14 protein-coding genes are annotated in these 17,786 nt (G+C 74.2%); 9 read left to right on the top strand and 5 right to left on the bottom strand.

What is annotated here, in order from left to right; all coding sequences use genetic code 11:
- Window positions 1-12: 12 nt before the first annotated feature.
- The 3 genes from BCD49_RS34195 to BCD49_RS34185 all read left to right on the top strand — a co-directional run bounded on the left by BCD49_RS34195 (window position 13) and on the right by BCD49_RS34185 (window position 1,714).
- Window positions 13-993: a hypothetical protein gene (locus BCD49_RS34195; protein WP_007515931.1), complete on the top strand. Its 981-nt coding sequence runs from the start codon at window positions 13-15 to the stop codon at window positions 991-993.
- Window positions 994-1,046: 53 nt separating this feature from the next.
- Window positions 1,047-1,343, top strand: coding sequence for a hypothetical protein (locus BCD49_RS34190; RefSeq protein WP_007515930.1), 297 nt, complete (start codon window positions 1,047-1,049; stop codon window positions 1,341-1,343).
- Window positions 1,344-1,405: 62 nt separating this feature from the next.
- Window positions 1,406-1,714 (top strand): WXG100 family type VII secretion target, encoded by a 309-nt coding sequence (locus BCD49_RS34185; RefSeq protein ID WP_007515929.1) that lies wholly within the window; start codon window positions 1,406-1,408, stop codon window positions 1,712-1,714.
- Between the two features lie 72 nt (window positions 1,715-1,786).
- On the opposite strand, the gene BCD49_RS34180 is transcribed toward BCD49_RS34185, so the two are convergent.
- Window positions 1,787-2,350 carry a TetR/AcrR family transcriptional regulator gene (locus tag BCD49_RS34180; RefSeq protein ID WP_007515928.1) on the bottom strand — a complete coding sequence of 188 codons (564 nt, stop codon included), beginning with the start codon at window positions 2,348-2,350 and terminating at the stop codon, window positions 1,787-1,789.
- Between the two features lie 135 nt (window positions 2,351-2,485).
- Between BCD49_RS34180 and BCD49_RS34175 the strand changes: the two genes are divergently transcribed.
- The 4 genes from BCD49_RS34175 to BCD49_RS34160 all read left to right on the top strand — a co-directional run bounded on the left by BCD49_RS34175 (window position 2,486) and on the right by BCD49_RS34160 (window position 7,236).
- Window positions 2,486-2,920 (top strand): SRPBCC family protein, encoded by a 435-nt coding sequence (locus BCD49_RS34175; RefSeq protein WP_007515927.1) that lies wholly within the window; start codon window positions 2,486-2,488, stop codon window positions 2,918-2,920.
- A gap of 153 nt (window positions 2,921-3,073) precedes the next feature.
- Entirely contained in the window at window positions 3,074-5,050 is a 1,977-nt protein-coding gene (locus BCD49_RS34170; protein WP_071042334.1) for an anthranilate synthase family protein, read from the top strand.
- Between the two features lie 363 nt (window positions 5,051-5,413).
- Window positions 5,414-6,583, top strand: a complete 1,170-nt coding sequence (locus BCD49_RS34165) for a DUF7507 domain-containing protein (RefSeq protein ID WP_232794057.1) — start codon at window positions 5,414-5,416, stop codon at window positions 6,581-6,583.
- 176 nt (window positions 6,584-6,759) lie between these two features.
- On the top strand, window positions 6,760-7,236 hold the full coding sequence (locus BCD49_RS34160) for a hypothetical protein (protein ID WP_027140642.1): 477 nt from the start codon (window positions 6,760-6,762) through the stop codon (window positions 7,234-7,236).
- Between the two features lie 118 nt (window positions 7,237-7,354).
- Here BCD49_RS34160 and BCD49_RS34155 read toward each other — a convergent pair whose 3' ends face one another.
- The 3 genes from BCD49_RS34155 to BCD49_RS34145 all read right to left on the bottom strand — a co-directional run bounded on the left by BCD49_RS34155 (window position 7,355) and on the right by BCD49_RS34145 (window position 15,457).
- The gene (locus BCD49_RS34155) at window positions 7,355-8,326 is read right to left on the bottom strand and encodes an aldo/keto reductase (protein ID WP_007515922.1); all 972 of its coding nucleotides are present in this window, start codon (window positions 8,324-8,326) and stop codon (window positions 7,355-7,357) included.
- A gap of 193 nt (window positions 8,327-8,519) precedes the next feature.
- The gene (locus BCD49_RS34150; protein WP_007515921.1) at window positions 8,520-13,529 is read right to left on the bottom strand and encodes an FtsK/SpoIIIE domain-containing protein; all 5,010 of its coding nucleotides are present in this window, start codon (window positions 13,527-13,529) and stop codon (window positions 8,520-8,522) included.
- Entirely contained in the window at window positions 13,526-15,457 is a 1,932-nt protein-coding gene (locus BCD49_RS34145) for a hypothetical protein (RefSeq protein WP_071042333.1), read from the bottom strand. The genes BCD49_RS34150 and BCD49_RS34145 overlap by 4 nt, the downstream gene beginning before the upstream one ends.
- Window positions 15,458-15,683: 226 nt before the next feature.
- On the opposite strand from BCD49_RS34145, the gene BCD49_RS34140 reads away from it, so the two are divergent.
- Both BCD49_RS34140 and BCD49_RS34135 read left to right on the top strand, forming a co-directional pair.
- Window positions 15,684-16,541, top strand: coding sequence for an NAD-dependent epimerase/dehydratase family protein (locus tag BCD49_RS34140; RefSeq protein ID WP_232794056.1), 858 nt, complete (start codon window positions 15,684-15,686; stop codon window positions 16,539-16,541).
- A gap of 58 nt (window positions 16,542-16,599) precedes the next feature.
- Window positions 16,600-17,412 (top strand): class I SAM-dependent methyltransferase, encoded by an 813-nt coding sequence (locus tag BCD49_RS34135; protein WP_007520736.1) that lies wholly within the window; start codon window positions 16,600-16,602, stop codon window positions 17,410-17,412.
- 187 nt (window positions 17,413-17,599) lie between these two features.
- Here the strand turns inward: BCD49_RS34135 and BCD49_RS34130 are convergent.
- A partial coding sequence (locus tag BCD49_RS34130; protein ID WP_131803619.1) for a tetratricopeptide repeat protein occupies window positions 17,600-17,786 on the bottom strand: 187 nt, incomplete at its 5' end.

Here is a 17,786-nt window from a genome sequence, read left to right as displayed (position 1 = left end):
GGGCGGTGCGCCGTGAGCAACGCGGCGGACGGCGGCGGGGGCGGGGGCGCGCCCGACCTCGTCATCGACTACTCGTTGCTGCACCGGCTCGCCGGCAACATGAAGACGCTGCGCACCAACGTCGAGGCCGACCTGAACATGTCGGGCGGCATGACGGTCGCGAGCGAGGCCGGCCCGGTGAGCACCGGGCACGTCGGCAACTCGTCCCTGTACGGCGCCCTCGTCGCCTTCTACCGGGCCACRCAGGGGCCGTTCAGTGACGCGCTCGACGCGCTGGACCAGCTGTCCAACCTGTTCGGCGGCATCGCCGACGCGTACTTCAACGTCGACGCGGACCTGAAGTCGAGYGGGCTGGACACCCTGGCGCAGATGGCCGGCGGCGACTGGCAGTCGCAGAAGGCGGCCTACGACGACTACCTGAAGCGCAAGGCCGACGGGACCTGGCCTGCCGACCAGCCGCCGCCGCCGAAGCCGGGCGACAATCCGTCGGGAACGCCCGCGCCGGGCACCCAGGTGACCTACGACGACCATGGCCGGGTCCTGACGCAGACGACGACCGTCACCACCTCCGACGGCCAGAGCTACACCAAGACGGTCACCTATGACTACGGCGACGGCAAGGCGCCCCCCGAGTACAGCGCCACGGTCACCTACGCCGGCGGCGAGACCATGACGCTGCACAAGCAGAACAACGCGGACGGCTCCTACACGGTCACCAGCGTCACGGACGGCAAGACGTCGACGTCGACAGTCATGCCCAGCGTCGACGGCTCGTACAGCCAGCGCGACGTCAACCCGGACGGCGCCGTGACCAGCACCGTCATCGGCGGCAACGAGTTCGGCGGCTACACGAAGACGGTCACCAACCCGGACGGCAGCAAGGACATCTACACCGGTGACCCGAACACGAACGCCTGGACGACGACGGCGCATGTGGACAGCCCGGACGTCCCGGCGGACGGTGACCCGAACCTGCAGTGGACCGGGCCGTAGCCCGCTCGCATTCCCCGAACCATTCCGCGCGTCGAAACCTCGAAGGAGGCCCTGTGGCCGACATCAGTGTCAACTACGAAGCCGCTCAGCTGGTGGCGGGCAGCCTCAACGGCGCCGTCGAGAACATCGTGCCGCAGCTCGTCGCCCTGCAGGGCGCGGTGAACGCCCTGTTGACCAGCGACGGCGGCCTGTGGATGCAGAGGTCGAGCCCGATACTCGCGCAGAACTACCAGACGTTCAACACCTCCGCGACGAACGCGGTGACGAGCATCAACAGCTTCGCGGCGCAGTTCAACGGCATCGTCACACAGCTGCAGGCGATGGACGCCCAGCTGTCCGGCGCCAAGTAGCCGACGACCGACCGGACAGCGGACAGCGGACAGCGGACAGCGGACAGCGAGGAGACCGGACCATGGCGGACGTCAAGATCGACTATGCGCAGGTGAACGGGGTCGCGAACCAGCTGCAGAACCAGGGTGGCGACATCCAGGTCCAGCTGGGCGCGCTGCAGCGGCAGGTCGCCTCCCTGCTCACCCCCGAGGGCGGGCTGTGGATGGCACTGTCCAGCCCGGTGCTGAACGCCAACTACGAGAGCTTCAACACGTCGCTGACGCAGGTCATCGCCAGCATCGGCCAGTTCGCCACGACCTTCCAGACGATCGCACAGAACTTCCAGCAGATGGACCAGAGCATCGCCACCCCGGGCGCCGCGGACGGCTGAGCCGCTCCCGCCCTCGGACGTCCCGGTCGGGTGGGCCGGCGTCACCGCCGGCTTCCACCCGCACAACCCGCACTACCCGCGTTCCCGCTCGAACGCCGCGAGGCTCCGTTCCATCGCCTGGCTGACGCCTTCGAGGTCGCCCGTGGCCAGCAGGTCCAGCAGGAGCCCACGGGTGGTGGCCAGGCCGAGCCGGGCCTGCGCTCGCGCGGCCTGCGGCGTCATGCCGTCCTGCTCCAGGATCTCCGCGAGTGGCCCGAGCCAGTCCTCGACGACCCCGTCCAGCAGCGGCCGGGCATAGGGGCGACCCTGTAGCGCCTGGCCGTAGATCTCGAAGAAGAGCCGCTCGAACGGCGCCAGCGCCGGGGCGCTCAGGCGTTGCCACATCAGCCGCCCCAGTTCGGCGGCGGAGGTGACCGGTTCGCGGCGCAGCTCGGCGAGCGCGGCCCGCTGCTGTTCCTCCATCGCGCGCACGACCTCGACCAGCAGGCCGTCCCGTGAGCCGAAGTGATAAATGATCATCCGGTGGCTGGTGCCGAGGGCGGCCGCCAGCTGGCGCAAGCTCACGTCGCCTATCCCGTGCTCGGCCAGGTACGCGATCGTGTCGCGCAGCAGGGCCTCCCGAGCACCGCCTCCCATTTCCGGTCCGCTTCTCGGGCTGTCCGCCGGCCGACGTTGCGAGCTCACGTACCAAATGGTACATGTACCAACTGGTACGGAACGCGGCGACGCTCGCCGCGTCGACTCGCTCGGACCGTTCCTGGGAGGCATGCCATGTACTACGAGACTTCGGTGACCATCGACGCCACGGCCGACGAGGTGTGGACGGTGATGCGGGACGTGGAGCGCTGGCCCGACTGGACCCCGACCGTGACCAACGCGCGCACCGACGACGGCGAGCTGCGCGAGGGCAGCGTCGTCCGGATCCAGCAGCCCAGGCTGCCGGTGGCCACCTGGACCGTGAACGACCTGAAGCCCGGACAGGGCTTCTCCTGGATCTCCAAGGCCACCGGGATGACCACCCTCGCGGAGCACCGCATCGCGCCGGCAGCGGCGGGCGACGGCGTGACCGTGACCCTGAGCCTGCGGCAGTCCGGGCCGCTGGCGCCGATCGTCGGCCTGTTCATGGCCCGGCTCGTCCGCCGCTACGTCGACACCGAGGCCCAGGGCCTGCGCGGGCGCTGCGAGCGGGTAGGGTCTGGCACGTGATCGCGCGAATGAGTTCCTGGTGGCCCGCCACAGTGGCGGCCCACCTCTCCCGCGCGTAACCCCATCCGCGGCCGCCCACTCCGGCGGCCGCCATCGATCCCTCTCGGGCGCGGTGCCGCCGGACGCGGCAGCCCTGCCCCGTGAGGAACGACCATGGACCTGCTCCAGCACCTGCTCACCGCCGTCGCCGCGGGAGGCGACCCGGGCCCGTTCGCACTGCTGCGCCGGGAGGGCACCGACCACCTCGAGGTGCTGCGCGGCGAGACCGACGCCGTCGGCCGGCTGGCCGACATCCCGCTGCCGGCCGGGCCGGCAGGGTCGGCCGGGCCCTGCACGCTCGCCGTCGTGCCATACCGGCAGATCATCGAGCGCGGCTTCGCCTGCCTCGACGACGCGGCACCGCTGGAGTGCCTCCAGGTCACCGGGTACGAGCGGGTGCCGCTGCCCGCCGCGCTGGCCGCCCTGCCCGACGAGGCCGTCACCGCCACCGGCGGGCGCTTCGACGTCAGCGACGACGAGTACGCCGAGACGGTCGGCACCGTGCTGCGCGACGAGATCGGCCGCGGCGAGGGCGCGAACTTCGTCATCCACCGCACCTACACCGCGTCCGTCGTCGGATCGCCGCTGGCGGCCGGGCTCGCCGCGCTGCGCCGGCTGCTCACCGGCGAACGCGGCGCGTACTGGACGTTCCTGGTCCACACCGGAACGCGGATCCTGGTCGGCGCCACCCCGGAACGTCACGTCAGCGTCGACGACGGGCTGGTGATGATGAACCCGATCAGCGGAACCCACCGGCGGCCGCACTCCGGCGCGGGCTCCGACGCGGACCGTGCGGCGCTGCTGCGTTTCCTCGCCGACCCCAAGGAGATCGACGAGCTGTACATGGTGCTCGACGAGGAGCTGAAGATGATGGCCCGGGTCGCGGAGCACGGCGGCCAGGTCATCGGGCCCTACCTGAAGGAGATGTCGCACCTCACCCACACCGAGTACCTGTTGGCCGGCCGCACCCGCCTCGACGTCCGCGCGGTGCTGCGCGAGACGATGTTCGCCCCGACCGTCACCGGCAGCCCGCTGGAGAACGCGTTCCGGGTCATCGCCCGGCACGAGGGGCGCCCCCGGCGCTACTACGCCGGCGTGCTCGCCCTGCTCGGCCACGACGAGGCCGGGCGGCAGACGCTCGACGCGCCGATCCTGATCCGCGCGGCCGAGATCTCCCCCGCCGGCGAGCTGCGCGTCCCGGTCGGGGCCACCCTGGTGCGCCACTCCACCGCCGCCGGCGAGGTGGCCGAGACGCACACCAAGGCGGCCGGGGTACTCACAGCGCTGGGACTACGGCCGGTTCCGGAGCAGGGGCCACGGCCGCGGCCGCGGCCGTCCACGGGCACGCCGCGCACCGGCGGCGCCGACGACGCCCACGCCCCGGCGGCGACCGACCCGCGGGTCGCGGCCGCGCTCGCCGCGCGCAACACCCACCTGGCCCGCTTCTGGCTGGAGGAACGGTCGCCGGGGACGACCACGGTGCCCGCGCTGGCCGGGCGGTCGGCGCTCGTCGTCGACGGCGAGGACACCTTCACCGGGATGCTCGCCCACCAGCTGCGCGCCCTCGGCCTCACGGTCACGGTGCTGCCGTGGCACCAGGCCGGCGACGCCGCCGGCTTCGACCTGGTCGTGCCCGGCCCGGGACCGGGCGACCCGACCCTGCGGCACCACCCGAAGATGGCGGCCATGCGTCGGATCATCGCCGACCTGCTGGACCAGCGACGGCCGATGCTCGCCGTCTGCCTCGGGCACCAGCTCCTGGCCGGGCTGCTCGGGCTGCGCCTGCACCGGCGCGACGCGCCGTACCAGGGGCTGGCCCGAGAGATCGACCTGTTCGGCCAGACACGCCGGGTCGGCTTCTACTCGACGTTCACCGCCCTGTCCGACGCCGACGAGATCGCCACGCCGCACGGCGTGGTCCGGCTCGCCCGGGACGGTCACGAGGGCGGCGGCGGTGAGGTGCACGCGCTGCGTGGACGGACCTTCGCCGGCCTGCAGTTCCACCCCGAGTCGGTGCTCAGTGAGGACGGCCTCCAGATCCTGCGCGATCTGCTGACGGAGCTGCTGCCCGCGCCGGCGCACCGGGCCTGAACGCACCGTCAGCTGGCGTACGGATTCCTCAAGGTCATCGGCGTCCGTGACGTCGAGTGCGCCAGGGGCTTGGCCGTCAGTGACACGCGGAGCGGCGTGACCTCGCACGTCGGTCACTCTGTGTGACTATTCCCGTGGCTCCTTTTGGTCTGCCAGGGACGACGGCCACAGCCCGGCACCGTGGGGGGCCGGCCGGGGCCGTCACGGCGGGTCGCGACGGTGGCCCCAGGCCCGGTCCGGGCGCCGCCGACACACGCGAGGGAGCGCACCGCGATGTCGAGACAGGTCCCACCCGGTCCCGTCGGCCACGCGACGTCGCCTTCCGCTCATCGGCCGGGTCCTGGCCGCCACCCGTGGCGCGCGGTGCGGAGATGGGCCACCGGCCTGCTTGCCACGGTGGCCTGCGCCGGCGCCGCGGGCATCGGGGCACCGGGCGCCGTGGCCGCCCCCACCGCGCCGGCACCCGCCCTCTCGATGGCGATGAGCCCACTCGCGGTGTCCTTCGCCTCCGCCGGGATCGAGCTGCCGTTCTACTACACGATCACCAACACGGGCGGCCAGACCCTGACCAGGCTCACCGTGCACAACTCGCTACCCCGCATCACCACCAATCTCTGCCTGGAGGAGACCCTCGCCGCCGGTCAGACGACCAACTGCCTGGCGGTGTACACCACGACTGAGGCAGACGTGACGCGAGGCGGGGTGACCAACGCGGCGATCGCGAGCGCCGTCCCGCCGACCGGGCCCGCCGTGACCTCGTCGCGGTCATCCGTGACCATCCCGGCCCTCGCCGCCCCCGCGGTCGCGCTGTTCAAGAGCTCCTTCGACTACACGTTCAGCGAGGCGGGCCAGCTGGTCAGCTACATCTACCGGGTCGCCAACACCGGCAACGCGCCGCTGACCGGTGTCACCGTGCACGACCCGCACCCAGGGCTCTCACCACTGGGCTGCCAGGAAACGACGATCGCGCCCGGCGCCGCCACGTTCTGTTTCGCCCGCTACACGACGACCGCCGCGGACGTCGCCGCCGGCGAGGTGACGGACACCGCCACGGCGACAGCCACCCCGCCGACCGGACCCGCGGTCACGTCGAACCCGGCAAGCCGGACGATCCGCACCCCGCGGCCATGGCTCGGTCTCACGACGTCCGTCGCCCCGGCCCACTACTCCGCCGGCACAACGCTGCGCTTCACCTACATCGTCGAGAACTCCGGCAACGTGGTGCTGAATGACGTGACGGTGACCGACACCCTGCCCGGGCTCTCCCCCGTCGCCTGCCCATCCACCCGGCTGCGCACCGGCGAGTCGATGACCTGCACCGCGACCTACACCGCCTCCCCCGCGGACGTCGCGCGCGGCTCGGTCACCAACAGCGCGACGGCGGTCGGGACGGCGGCGAAGGGCGGCGGGCGGCCGACCGCCGGCCCCGCCACGGCGACCGCGTTCGCCGCCGGCCCGGCGACGCCAGGCACCCGCCCGTCACAGCCGCTCACCTTCCTCGTGCCGGTGCCCTTCCCGCTGCCAGTCGGCTGACGACGGACGGTGGAACTGGCCGGTGGCGGAGGTGGCTCCGTCACCGGGGATACCGGCCGTGTAACCGACGCCCGACTCGCGCCGGCATGGCAGGACCTCGGTGCTAGCCTCCGCCAACCGCACTAATCCGGGGGTTTGACGTGGTACGTACGCGCATCATCGCTGCGACGAGGACCGTGGTGGTGGTCGCGGCGGTGGCCGGCCTGACCATGATCCTGGGCGGGTGCCAGGGCGACCAGCAGCAGGAGGCCGCGCCCGCGTCAGGTGGCGTCGACGTTGCCGCATCCTCGACGCCCGCCGCCACGACATCACCTACGCCGGTCGTCACGGCACCTGCTACGCCCGTCGTCGCCGCATCCTCGGCACCCGATGGCACGGCATCCCCGTCGCCGATCGCCGCGATCGCTGACGCCGTGAAGCGTGATCCAGACATCGCCCCGGACGCGTCCGTCGAAAAGATCACGATCTCCTCGATCGATTCCACCTGGGCCTTCGCCGCCACCTCCTCACCCACCGCCGGCGGCGCCCGGGCGGTGCTGCACCAGACCGGCGGCACCTGGAAGGTCGTCAGCCTCGGCTCCGCCGAGGTCGGCTGCGGCGACGGCGTCCCCGCCGCCGTCATGGCCGAGTTCAACCTGGAATGCCCCAGCTGACCTGGGGATGCGCCGGGTTCGTGACAGCCGATCGCCCTCGACCGGGACCGCGCGGCCTGTGCCCGCGGGGCCGTCCGGGGCGCGTGCGTTCCGGCCGCACCGCCGCATCTCCGCGTCGTCAGCGTTCGATCATCCGCAGCTGCTCCTCGTTGTGGTGGTCGCCGGCCGCGGGGGTGACGCGGTCGAGCCGGTCGAGCTGCTCGGGGGTCAGGGCGACCTGGTCGGCGGCGGCGTTCTCCTCCACGCGGGCGACGCGCTTGGTGCCGGGGATCGGGGCGATGTCGTCGCCCTTGGCGAGCAGCCAGGCCAACGCCACCTGCGCGGGAGTGGCGCCCACCTCGGCGGCGACGGCGGCGACCTCGTCGGCGCTGCGCAGGTTGCGGTCGAAGTTCTCGGCGGAGAAGCGGGGATTGCTCCGGCGGAAGTCACCGGTGTCCAGCTCGCTGGCGGAGCGGATCTGGCCGGTGAGAAAGCCACGGCCCAGCGGCGAGTACGGCACGAAGCCGATGCGCAGCTCGCGCAGCAGTGGCAGCACCGCCGGCTCCGGGTCGCGGGTCCACAGGGAGTATTCCGACTGCAGGGCGGAGACCGGGTGGACGGCGTGGGCCCGGCGGATCGTGGTCACTCCGGCCTCGGACAGCCCGATGTGGCGGATCTTCCCCTCGGCGACCAGTTCGGCCAGGGCGCCGACGGTGTCCTCGATCGGCGTTTCCGGGTCGACCCGGTGCTGGTAGTAGAGGTCGATGTGGTTCGTGCCCAGCCTGCGCAGTGACCCCTCGACGGCGGACCGGACGCTCGCCGGGCTGCTGTCGAGCCCGTCGCGGCCGGTGTGCGAGATCATCCCGAACTTCGTCGCGAGCACCACGGTGTCCCGCCGGCCCTTGAGCGCCCGGCCCACCAGTTCCTCGTTGGTGTACGGCCCGTAGACCTCGGCCGTGTCGAGGAAGGTGACGCCGAGGTCCAGCGCCCGGTGAATGGTCCGGATCGACTCGTCATCGTCGCGGTCGGCCCCGCCGTAGGCGGTGGACATGCCCATCGCGCCCAGGCCGATCCGCGAGACGTCAAGATCACCTAGCTTGGCGTGCTTCATGGTCAGGTCCTTTCGGCCGTCGTCGCCGGGCGGCGCCGCGGCAAACGTCCCGATGGCGTAACCGACTCTGGCGTCCGCCGCCGCGCCAGAGGACTGCCTGGTATTCCAGGTAACAGCAGTACCTCCTTGCCAGCTGGGCCGCCACCGCTGAGGCTGCGGGCGAACTCGCGCCACTGATCAACCAGCTCGGCGGTCAGCGCAGGACGGTGTGCGGGATCGTGATGGTGCGCAGCACGCCCATCGCGTCGACGACGTGGCCRCGACCGGGGCGGATACCGGTGCGCAGCAGGCTCTGCGGGATCCGGGTGCCGATCAGGTCGCCGTCGACGGAGCTCTGCGGCGAGAGCAGCACACCCTGACGGGAGCGCTTCGCCTCGGCCAGCCAGCCGCCGAGCGCCTGGCCGAGCGTCTCGCCGCTGCCGGCGAAGGCCAGCCCGACGCCGCGGTCACGGCCGGTCGCGACGACGGCGCGCAGCGGCGGCTCCAGCGGGTTGTTGTAGCCGAGCAGGTCGACGTCGTCCACGAGCACGGCGACGGGCCGCCCCTTCCCGGCCCCGTTCCCGGTCCCGTCGGCCGCCGCCGCCCCCAGCTCCGCGAGCGCCGCGGTGAGGTCGTCACCGCTGAAGACCGGCCCGGTGAGCAGCCGGACGTCGGCATGCGCCGCGAGCCGGCGCAGCGGCGACTCGCGCGGCGTCACCACCGCCAGCGCGGTGCCGCCGGCCAGCAGTGACACGGCCAGCGTCGCCAGCGCCGTGCTGCGCCCCGCGCCGGGCGGCCCGGCGACCAGGAAGGTGTGCGCCCGCCCGGCGAGGTCGACGACCAGCGGCGCGGCGTCGTCACCGCCGAGGCCGAGCAGCGCGCGCAGCGGGCGACGGTCGGCCTCGGCGACCTGCGCGTAGGCGTCGGCGAACGTCACCGACTCGGGCAGCGCCGCGACCGGGAACGGCGCCCGGCCGGCCGGGCCGCCGCCAGCATTGTCCCCGCCAGCCGCGACCGCGCCGCCCCCGCCCGCCCCGGCCGCGCCGGTCTCGGCCGCGCGGGCCGAGGCCCCGATCTGGCGCAGCGCCTCGGCCTGTGCCTGCCCGCTCGCGTCGAGGGCCAGCAGCGCCACCTGGACCTCCGCCTGGTCCTCGGCGCGCCAGCCACGACCCGGTGGGACGACCGCCGGCACCCGGGCGGGCTGGACGTGGATCGTCATGTAGTCGGACCGCTCCGTCATCCGCAGCACCAGCTTGCTGTCGACGAGCGTCGCCGCCCGGCCGGTGAGCAGCGCGCGCTCGGAGGTCATGACGAGGTGGACGCCGACGCCGGCGCCCTCCCGCAGCAGCGCCAGCAGCAGCTCGTGGAGCCGGCCGCCGTCGTGCTCACCGAGCGTCGCGGCCAGCGAGTCCCAGCCGTCGATGAACAGGATCAGATGCGCGGGCCGCTCGGGCACGGGCAGGACCCCGCGCAGCTCGGCAAGCCCGGCGCAGGAGTGCCGGCCCAGCAGCGCCTGGCGCCGCGACACCTCGGCGGCCAGGCGTTCGAGGAGCCGGGCGAGCCGTTCGAGGTCGCCCGCGGGCACGACGGCACCGGTGTGCGGCAGCTCGGCCAGCACCGCCAGCGCCCCTCCCCCGGCGTCGATGCCATAGAAGTGGACGTCCGCGCTGGAGATCGCTCCGGCGAGCGCGCCGGCGAGCGTGCGCAGCACCTGGGAGCGGCCCGACCGGGGCGTGCCGATGACGCCGAGATGCCCGCTCGCCGCGAGGTCGCACAGCACCGGCACCTGCCGCTGCAGCGCTGGCAGGTCCGCGAGCGCGTAGGGGACGGCGGGCAGCGCGCCGGTGCGCGCCGTCGTCGCGCGGTCCGGCGCCCGGTAGCCGAGGTCGCGCAGCCGTGCGACCAGGTCGTCGACGAGCAGCCGGGTGCCGAGCGGGGGCAGCCACGGGCTCGGCCGGCCGGCGCCACCCGGGTCGGCGCCGTCGAGCAGCGCCGCCGCGCGGACCGCGTCGACGAGAACGTCCAGGTCGGTGGCGACGGCCTCGGTCGCCCCCGCGGCGGCCGGTTCCTCGCCGGTGAACGGGAGCGGCCGGCCCAGGCTCGTCCACCGCAGCGGCACCGCCGCGACCGGCCGGACGGAAGGCGCGTCACCCGCGTCTGCCGCGCTACGCGGGCCCACGACTCCACCCGTGTCACCCGCGCCGCCCAGGCCCTCGGCGTCGGTGCCGACGGGCGGCGGCGGGGGCTCGTAGCGGCCACCCGCGTAGGCCGTCTGGAACGGCACGGACGACCGGGCCGCCAGCCGGACGAGCGCCCGTCCGGGCGTCGCGGCGGGCACGAAGGCGGCATCCACGGTGTCGATGACGTCCGAGCTCTCGTGGGTGTCGGTGACGCGCAGCGCGATCCGCAGATTGGTGTTGGCCCGGATGTCGGCGGTGACGGCGCCGCCGGGGCGCTGGGTGGCCAGCACCAGGTGGACGCCGAGCGACCGGCCGCGCTGGGCGAGGCTGACCAGGCCGGGCACGAACTCCCGTACCTCGCCGACCAGCGTCGCGAACTCGTCGATGACGATGACGAGCCGGCCGAGCGGCGGCAGCGTCGGGTCCTTGGCCCGCAGCGCCCGGTAGTGCGCCAGGTCCTTCGCGGTCGCCGCGGCGAGGACCTCCTCGCGGCGGCGCAGCTCCGCGGCGAGCGACTCCAGCGCGCGGGCGGCGAGCGCCGCGTCCAGGTCGGTGACCATCCCGAGGGTGTGTGGCAGCCGGACGCAGCCGTGGAACGCGCTGCCGCCCTTGTAGTCGATCAGGACGAAGCCCAGCTCGTCCGGGTGGTTGCGGGCCGCGAGCGACGCGACGAGAGTCTGCAGCAGCTCTGACTTGCCGGCGCCGGTGGTCCCGGCGACCAGGGCGTGCGGGCCGTCGCGGACGAGGTCGAGCACGAACGGCCCGTCGAACCCGGCTCCCAGCGGGAACGCGGTCGTCGCCGGGCGGCCCCGCCAGGCGTCGGCGATCCGGCTGGCCATCCCGTCCGGCGCCACGTCCGCGAGGCCGAGCAGGTCCAGTAGCCGGACCTCGCCAGGCAGCCCGCCGGAGTCGTCCGGGGTGACGTCGCGCAGCGGGCACATCGCCCGGCTCACCTGGTCGCACCAGTCCGGTGTGACCAGGTCCTGGCGCACCCCGCGAAGCTCCGGGGCGTCCGACTGGCGGACCGTCAGCCCGTCGCCGTCGACCCGCACGACCGCGGCGCATTCCTCCGGCAGCAGCCGCTCGTCCGCGTCCAGGCACAGCGCGAACACCCGGACCGCCGGGCCCTCCTTGAGCACCTGCACGACGCCGGGCACGTCGCGCAGCCGCCGGGCGCCGTCGAGGACGACGACCACGTCCGGCTCCCGGAACAGCACCTGGCCCATCGTCGACCCGCGAGCCTTCGTCCGCGCCTTGACCAGTGCCACCAGCTCGGAGACACGGTGCGCGACGGTCTCCGGGTCGGTGCCGACGAACGCGTACGGCGCGCCGGGCGCCGGGCCGTCGGCCGGGTTCGGCCGGGCGTGCGGCAGCCAGCGCACCCAGTCCCAGCGGGCCTCCCCCAGCACGTCGGCGAGGATCTCCACACGCAGGTCCCGGGGGCTGTGCAGGACGCAGGCCTGCGCGACCAGCCAGCGGGCCAGCCCAGCCACCGTCTCGGCGGGGCCGGCCACGCCGATGACCCCCCGGCCGGCGACGTCGACCAGGACCGGGACGTCGGGGACGGTCCAGCGCACCTCGCGGGAGTAGCCGTCGACCGCCGGGTCCTCCACCTCGATCAGCGACGGCTGATCGGCGGTGCCGACCCGCAGGACCAGGTGGTCCGGGTCGGCGCGGCGGCGTTCCCAGAGCCGTCCGCCCGGCCCGGTCGCCATCAGCCACGCGGTCGCCGGGTCCGGCGCGGCCAGGCTCCTGGCGTGGCGCTCCGCGGTGACGGCCTCGGCGAGCTCGCGGTCGACCTCGGCCCGGCGGGCGCGGTAGCGGGCGGCCGCGAGGCGGAACTGGCGGCGCCCGCCGCGCCGGTCGGTGTACCAGTTCGCCACGCCCATGAGGGGCGCCATCGCCATGATGATCAGGAAGTACGTCGACCCGAAGAGCCAGACGAATGCCACGCCCATCACCAGCGGCGACAGCATCATCACCAACGGGATCGGGCGGCGGGTCGGGGTGGACGGCGGCGACGGGTAGCGCTGCCGCGAGTAGAGCAACGGCGGCACGATCCGCGGCGGCCGGTTGAAGTCACGTCCCACGACGTCCACCGACGGGGTCACGGCGGCATCCGGCTCGAACGGGTCGACCAGCCGCAGCAGGGTGTCCCCCACGGCCAAGTCGACGTCGACCGGCCACGGCCGCGAGGCAGCCGGACGGCCCGCGACCGCTCGGTCGGCGGTCCCGGCACCCGAGACGTTCCCGTTGAAGGTCAGGTCGTTCGGCGTCAGGTCGTTCGAGGCGAATGTGGTGTCGCCGGGCGCGGCCGTCGACGCGGCGCGGCCGGCCGGGCGGCCGGGCTTGCGGCGAGGGTCGCCGTGGTGGTTGACGTTCGTCGCCAGCTGGTGCTCGTCGGTACGGCGGACCGGTGCGGCGAACGGCCGGGCGAGCCGCGCGGCGTGCTGGCGGGACTCGGCGGCCGAGGGCGAGACCGCGGTGGGCGTACGGGCCAGGGCTGGTGAACTGTCGGGTGCCGGCCAGCTGACCCAGGTGTCGCCGGTGTGGCCGACGTGCAGCACCGGGCCCCGCTCGGGCAGCCCGTCGAGCCGGATCGGGCAGCCGGCCGCCGAACCGATGCCGTGCGCGCCTGGCCCGACGGCCCAGACCTGCCCGGCGTGCGGGCCGCCCACCGCGTGCACCTCGTACCAGTGCGGGTCGCGGGTCATGAGTTGCTCGCCGTCCACCGCCGACGCCGCGGTGTCCCGCCAGGGTGGCTCCGGCCCGACCGGACTGGCCGGGCCGCCGACGCCGAGCCGGGCGCCGCCGGCCAGCCCCGACTCGCGCAGGGTCGCCAGCGGGTCGAGCCGCGCGCCGTCGAGGAAGAGGTCGGAGGCAGGCGACGGCGCCGCGTCGAGGTCGTCGGCCAGGTCCCGGGCGAGCCCGGCGGCGACCGTCGCGATGGTGGTCGACGGCTTCGCCGCCAGCGCCACGTCGAGCTGGGCGCCAGACGGGAGGACGACGGTCAGCGGTACCGGACCCACGGACGAGGTCGTCATCTCGAGGCCTCCCTCGTCGATGTCGCCGCGGACGCCGACGACGCCGACGCGGACGCGGACGACGCGGCGGCCGCGGCCGGATCAGCGGCGTCCAGCGTCCCGTCGGGTTCGGCGAGGTCCGCCGCGCCGGCCGGGCCGGCCACCCTCGGCGCTCCCCCTGGCCAGGCCGTCGCGGGGCCGGCCGGCGGCAGGTGCTGGGTAGGATCCGGCGTCGCCGCCGGCATCGCGGGAACCGGCGGAGCCGCGGGAACCGACGGAGTTGTCGGAGCTGCCGGAACCGGCGGAGCTGCCGGAACCGGCGAAGCCGTCAGCACCGGTGGAACCGTGAGGACCGGCGAAGCCTCGGGCCGGGACGGCGCGAGGGCGGGTGCCGGTGGCGAATACGGTCCCGGCGGGGCCGGCACGGCTGGCTGCGAGGGGAATGCCGCCGGCACGGAAGTCGCCCATGCGGGGACGGGCCCCACAGGGGCGGGCGCCACAGGGAGCGGCCCCACGGGGGCCGGCCACATCCCCGGAGCTGGGGGCGCGGTCGCGAGTCGCGCCGGGGCGCCGCGGGCCGGCGCGGCCGTGGTCCTTTCCCGACGCGGCCGCGCCCCGCGGCGCAGCGCCCGCGCGAGCGCGCGTTCGAGCGGCGCCGCGTCCACGGCGACGCCGAGCTCCGGCGCGGTCAGCCCGCCCGCGTCGTCGAGCACCAGCCGGAAGCCGGCGCCCGGCCAGCCGCCGGCGACCAGCACCCGCAGCGCCGGGTCCCGCCGGGCCGCGGCCGCGAGCCGGGCGGCGTCGACGTCGTCGGGCCGGGCGCAGACCAGCACGATCAGCGAGGGATGCCCGGGTGCGGTCGGTTCCGGTTCCGGTTCCGGTTCCGGCTCGGGCTCGTCGAGCAGCCAGTCCGGCCTGGGCAGCTCGGCCTCGGCCTCGGCTGGGCCTCGCCGGCCGGGGTATTCGTCGCTTGTCGAGGCCTCGCCGTCGTCGCCGGGCCTCCCGGCGGTGGCCGGCCGCGGGACGACACCGGGCGGTCTGCTCGCCAGCTCGTCGAGGGCCGTACGGAGTGCCGGACCGCCGTAGCCGGGCAGCACGTCGTCGGTGACGACCAGCCGCGCCGGCCGCCCGGTGGCCGGCAGGCCGGCGGCGAGCTGCGCGGCCACCATCGCGGCGAGGCGCCGGCAGTCCTCCGGCGCGCCCTCGACGGCGCCGACCGCGGGCAGCGCGGCGAGGTCGAGCAGGACGAGCCCTCGCCACCGGCGCCGCCCGGACACGCCGACGGCGACCAGGACGCCCGGCGCGGCCTCGCCCGGCGTAGGGCTGGCAGCGGCCAGCAGCTCGGCGCGTCCCGCCGTCCAGCGGCCGGGCCCCGCCGGGCGCCACGGCGCCCTCAGGCCTTGCCCGCCGTCCCGGCCGGACGGGTCATCGTGGCCCCGCGCCGTGCCCGGTCCGGACCGGGCGGGCCGCACCATCGCGCCGACACCCACCCGCGCCGGGCCGACGGTCAGCAGATACGGCCGGCCGGGCGGGCGGACGCCGGCCACCGCGGCAAAGGAGCGCGCCCGCAGCGCCGGCACGCCGGCGTCGAGCAGCACGGCCGCCGCGAACCGTACCCGCAGCCAGTAGCCCGCCGGCCGCCACGCCACGGCCGCGAGGTCGAGCACGGCCCGGCGCAGCGCGCGGGCGAGCCGGCCGGCGGCCCGCTTCCAGCCAACCGTCCTGGAGAACCACTGGGCGCCGGCCAGCGCCAGCACGACCACCACCGCGATGGTCAGGCCGACGAGGATTCCGTGCCGGTGGGTGGCGAACAGCCCGGTGGGGCCGAACAGCGCCGCGCCGGCGGTCACGGTCGTCACCGGCGGCCCGGTGAGCACAGCCGCCACCGGCTGGGCGGGCGCGGAAACGCCCGCGTCGTCGTCGAGGCCGCCCTGTCTGCCGTCGCCCACGATGGTCCGCCGCCCCTGGGAGGTGTCACGACCAGGTGTATCCATGCGGACGATACCGAGCCGATCCGGCTCCCCCGTCCGCGTCGCAAGGCCCTTGGGTGAACGTTGGCGCGCATCAGATCTCCAGGGCCGCCGTCAGGTGCCCGGCGGCCGCTCCGCGGCGCCCGGTAAATGGTTCGCCGGGACGGATGAGGAGCTGGTTGGCTGTGCCGCTGTGCGGGTTCTGGTGACCGGGAACCGAGGCCTGGTGGGCCCGGCTGTCACGGCGGCGTTGACGTCGGCCGGGCACCACCCGGTGGGATTCGACCTGGCGGACGGTCACGACGTGCGCGACGCCGCGGATCTCGAGCGGATGTCCGCGGGCTGCGACGGGATCGTCCACCTGGCCGCCGTCGACGAGCCGGTCGACGAACCGGATCTGGCGCGGTTCGGACCCAACACCACCGGAACGGACGCGCTGGTGTTCGAGACCAACGTGCTCGGGACCGGCAACGTGCTGCGAACCGCCGAGCGGCGGGGCATCGCCCGCGTGGTCGTCCTGAGCAGCGTGGACGTGCTGGGATGCTTCGGCGGCGCCAGGCCCGACTATCTTCCGCTCGACGACCGGCATCCCGCGCGCCCGGTGGGGGCGTATGGAATGTCGAAATGGCTGGTGGAGCAACTGTGCGCGGCGGCCACCGCCGCGACCGGTGTGTGCACCGTGTGCCTGCGCCCGCCGGGGGTGTTCACGGAGGAGATCTACGCCGGGATAAGGCAGGCCCGTCGAGACGATCCGGCCTTCGAATGGTCCCCCTTCTGGCAGTACGGCGCCTTCCTCGACGTGCGGGATCTCGCGTCCGCCGTGGAACGGGCACTGACGGCCCCGCTCACCGGGCATCACCGGCTGCTGCTGTGCGCGGCGGACATCTCCTCCGCGCACGACGACGCCCGCACCCTGGCCGAACGGCTGCTCCCCGACGTCGAGTGGCGGGGCGGCCCGGAGTACGACACCGACCCGTTCCGCGCGCTGGTCGACGCGTCCGGCGCCCGCGCCCTGCTGGGCTGGGCGCCGCGGCACCGCTGGCGTCCCGCCCGCGTGGTGTAGTGCGCCGCCACCACGACGACGGTTGGGGAAGGGACGACGGTCGGGGAAGAATGGCGCGATGACGGGCTCGGAGCGGCGTGACCTCGGCGGAGTGTTCAACGAGGTCGCGGAGCTCTACGACCGCGCGCGGCCGGGCTATCCCGACGAGTTGTTCGCGGACCTCGTCTCACTTGCCGCCATGGGCGAGGAGTCGTCGGTGCTCGAGGTGGGGTGCGGTACGGGACAGGCGACCCGCTCGCTGGCGGCGCTCGGCTACTCGGTGACCGCCGTCGAGCCCGGGGAGGATCTGGCCGCGCTGGCTCGTCACCGGCTCTCGACGTTCCGTGACGTCAAGGTCGAGACGTCCACGTTCGAGGAGTGGAACGATCGCGGGCGCCGTTTCGATGTCCTGGTGGCCGCGGCGGCATGGCACTGGGTCGACCCATCGATCGGCTGGCGGCGAGCCCACGACCTGCTCCGACCCGGCGGGTGGATGGCGCTGCTCGGYCACGTCGTCGTCCGCCGGCCCGGAGAGCCGGAGGTGTACGCCGAGACCGCCGACCTGCACGAACGATTCTCCCCGGGCAACCCCGACTGGGGCCACCCGCCGGTCGAGGACGAGGTCCGCGCGACCGGCGAGGGCTGGGGACTGGTCAGCGACCCCGGCGACCTGTTCGGGCCACCCACCGCGCGCTGGTACCGGACAGAGCAGTGGTTCGACGGAGACGGTTTCGCCGATCTTCTCCGCACGATGTCGCCGTACCGACGACTCCATCGCGACGTCCGGGAGCCGTTGCTCGACGCGATCGCCGAACGCATCCGCACGCGCCTGGGCAACCAGGCATCACGTCGCTACCTGAGCGTTCTACGCCTTGGGCAACGCGCCGACTGAGCCCAGGCTGGGCTTCCGGTGGGGGTTGGCTCTGAGATCGTTAAAACGTTCCCGGAGTGACTGCGTTCTTGTCCGCCAGAGCGAGGAACGAAACTAGTCAAGCCCCTCATCGGATCCGGCCAAAGCCTGTGGGTCGGAACACGGACCTACTTGGCCGTCAACGTCCATACGTCCATTTGTATGGAGGTCAAGCTTTGCTGGCTTTGGCCAGTCTCYGGRCCGCCCTATGCTCACCCAGCCCGGTCAGCGCGGCCACGAGGCTGTTCGCAGTGGCGAGGGTGTCGGTGTGGTCGGCGCCCTGGACACGGCGCTGTCGCTCAAGGGTGTCTTCGGCCAAAGGCCGCGCCGCCTGATAGTCACCCAGCCCGTTCAAC

Origin of the sequence: Pseudofrankia sp. EUN1h (assembly GCF_001854645.1) — a bacterium.
Lineage (GTDB): Bacteria > Actinomycetota > Actinomycetes > Frankiales > Frankiaceae > Pseudofrankia > Pseudofrankia saprophytica.
This window is presented reverse-complemented; position numbering and strand designations above follow the sequence as displayed.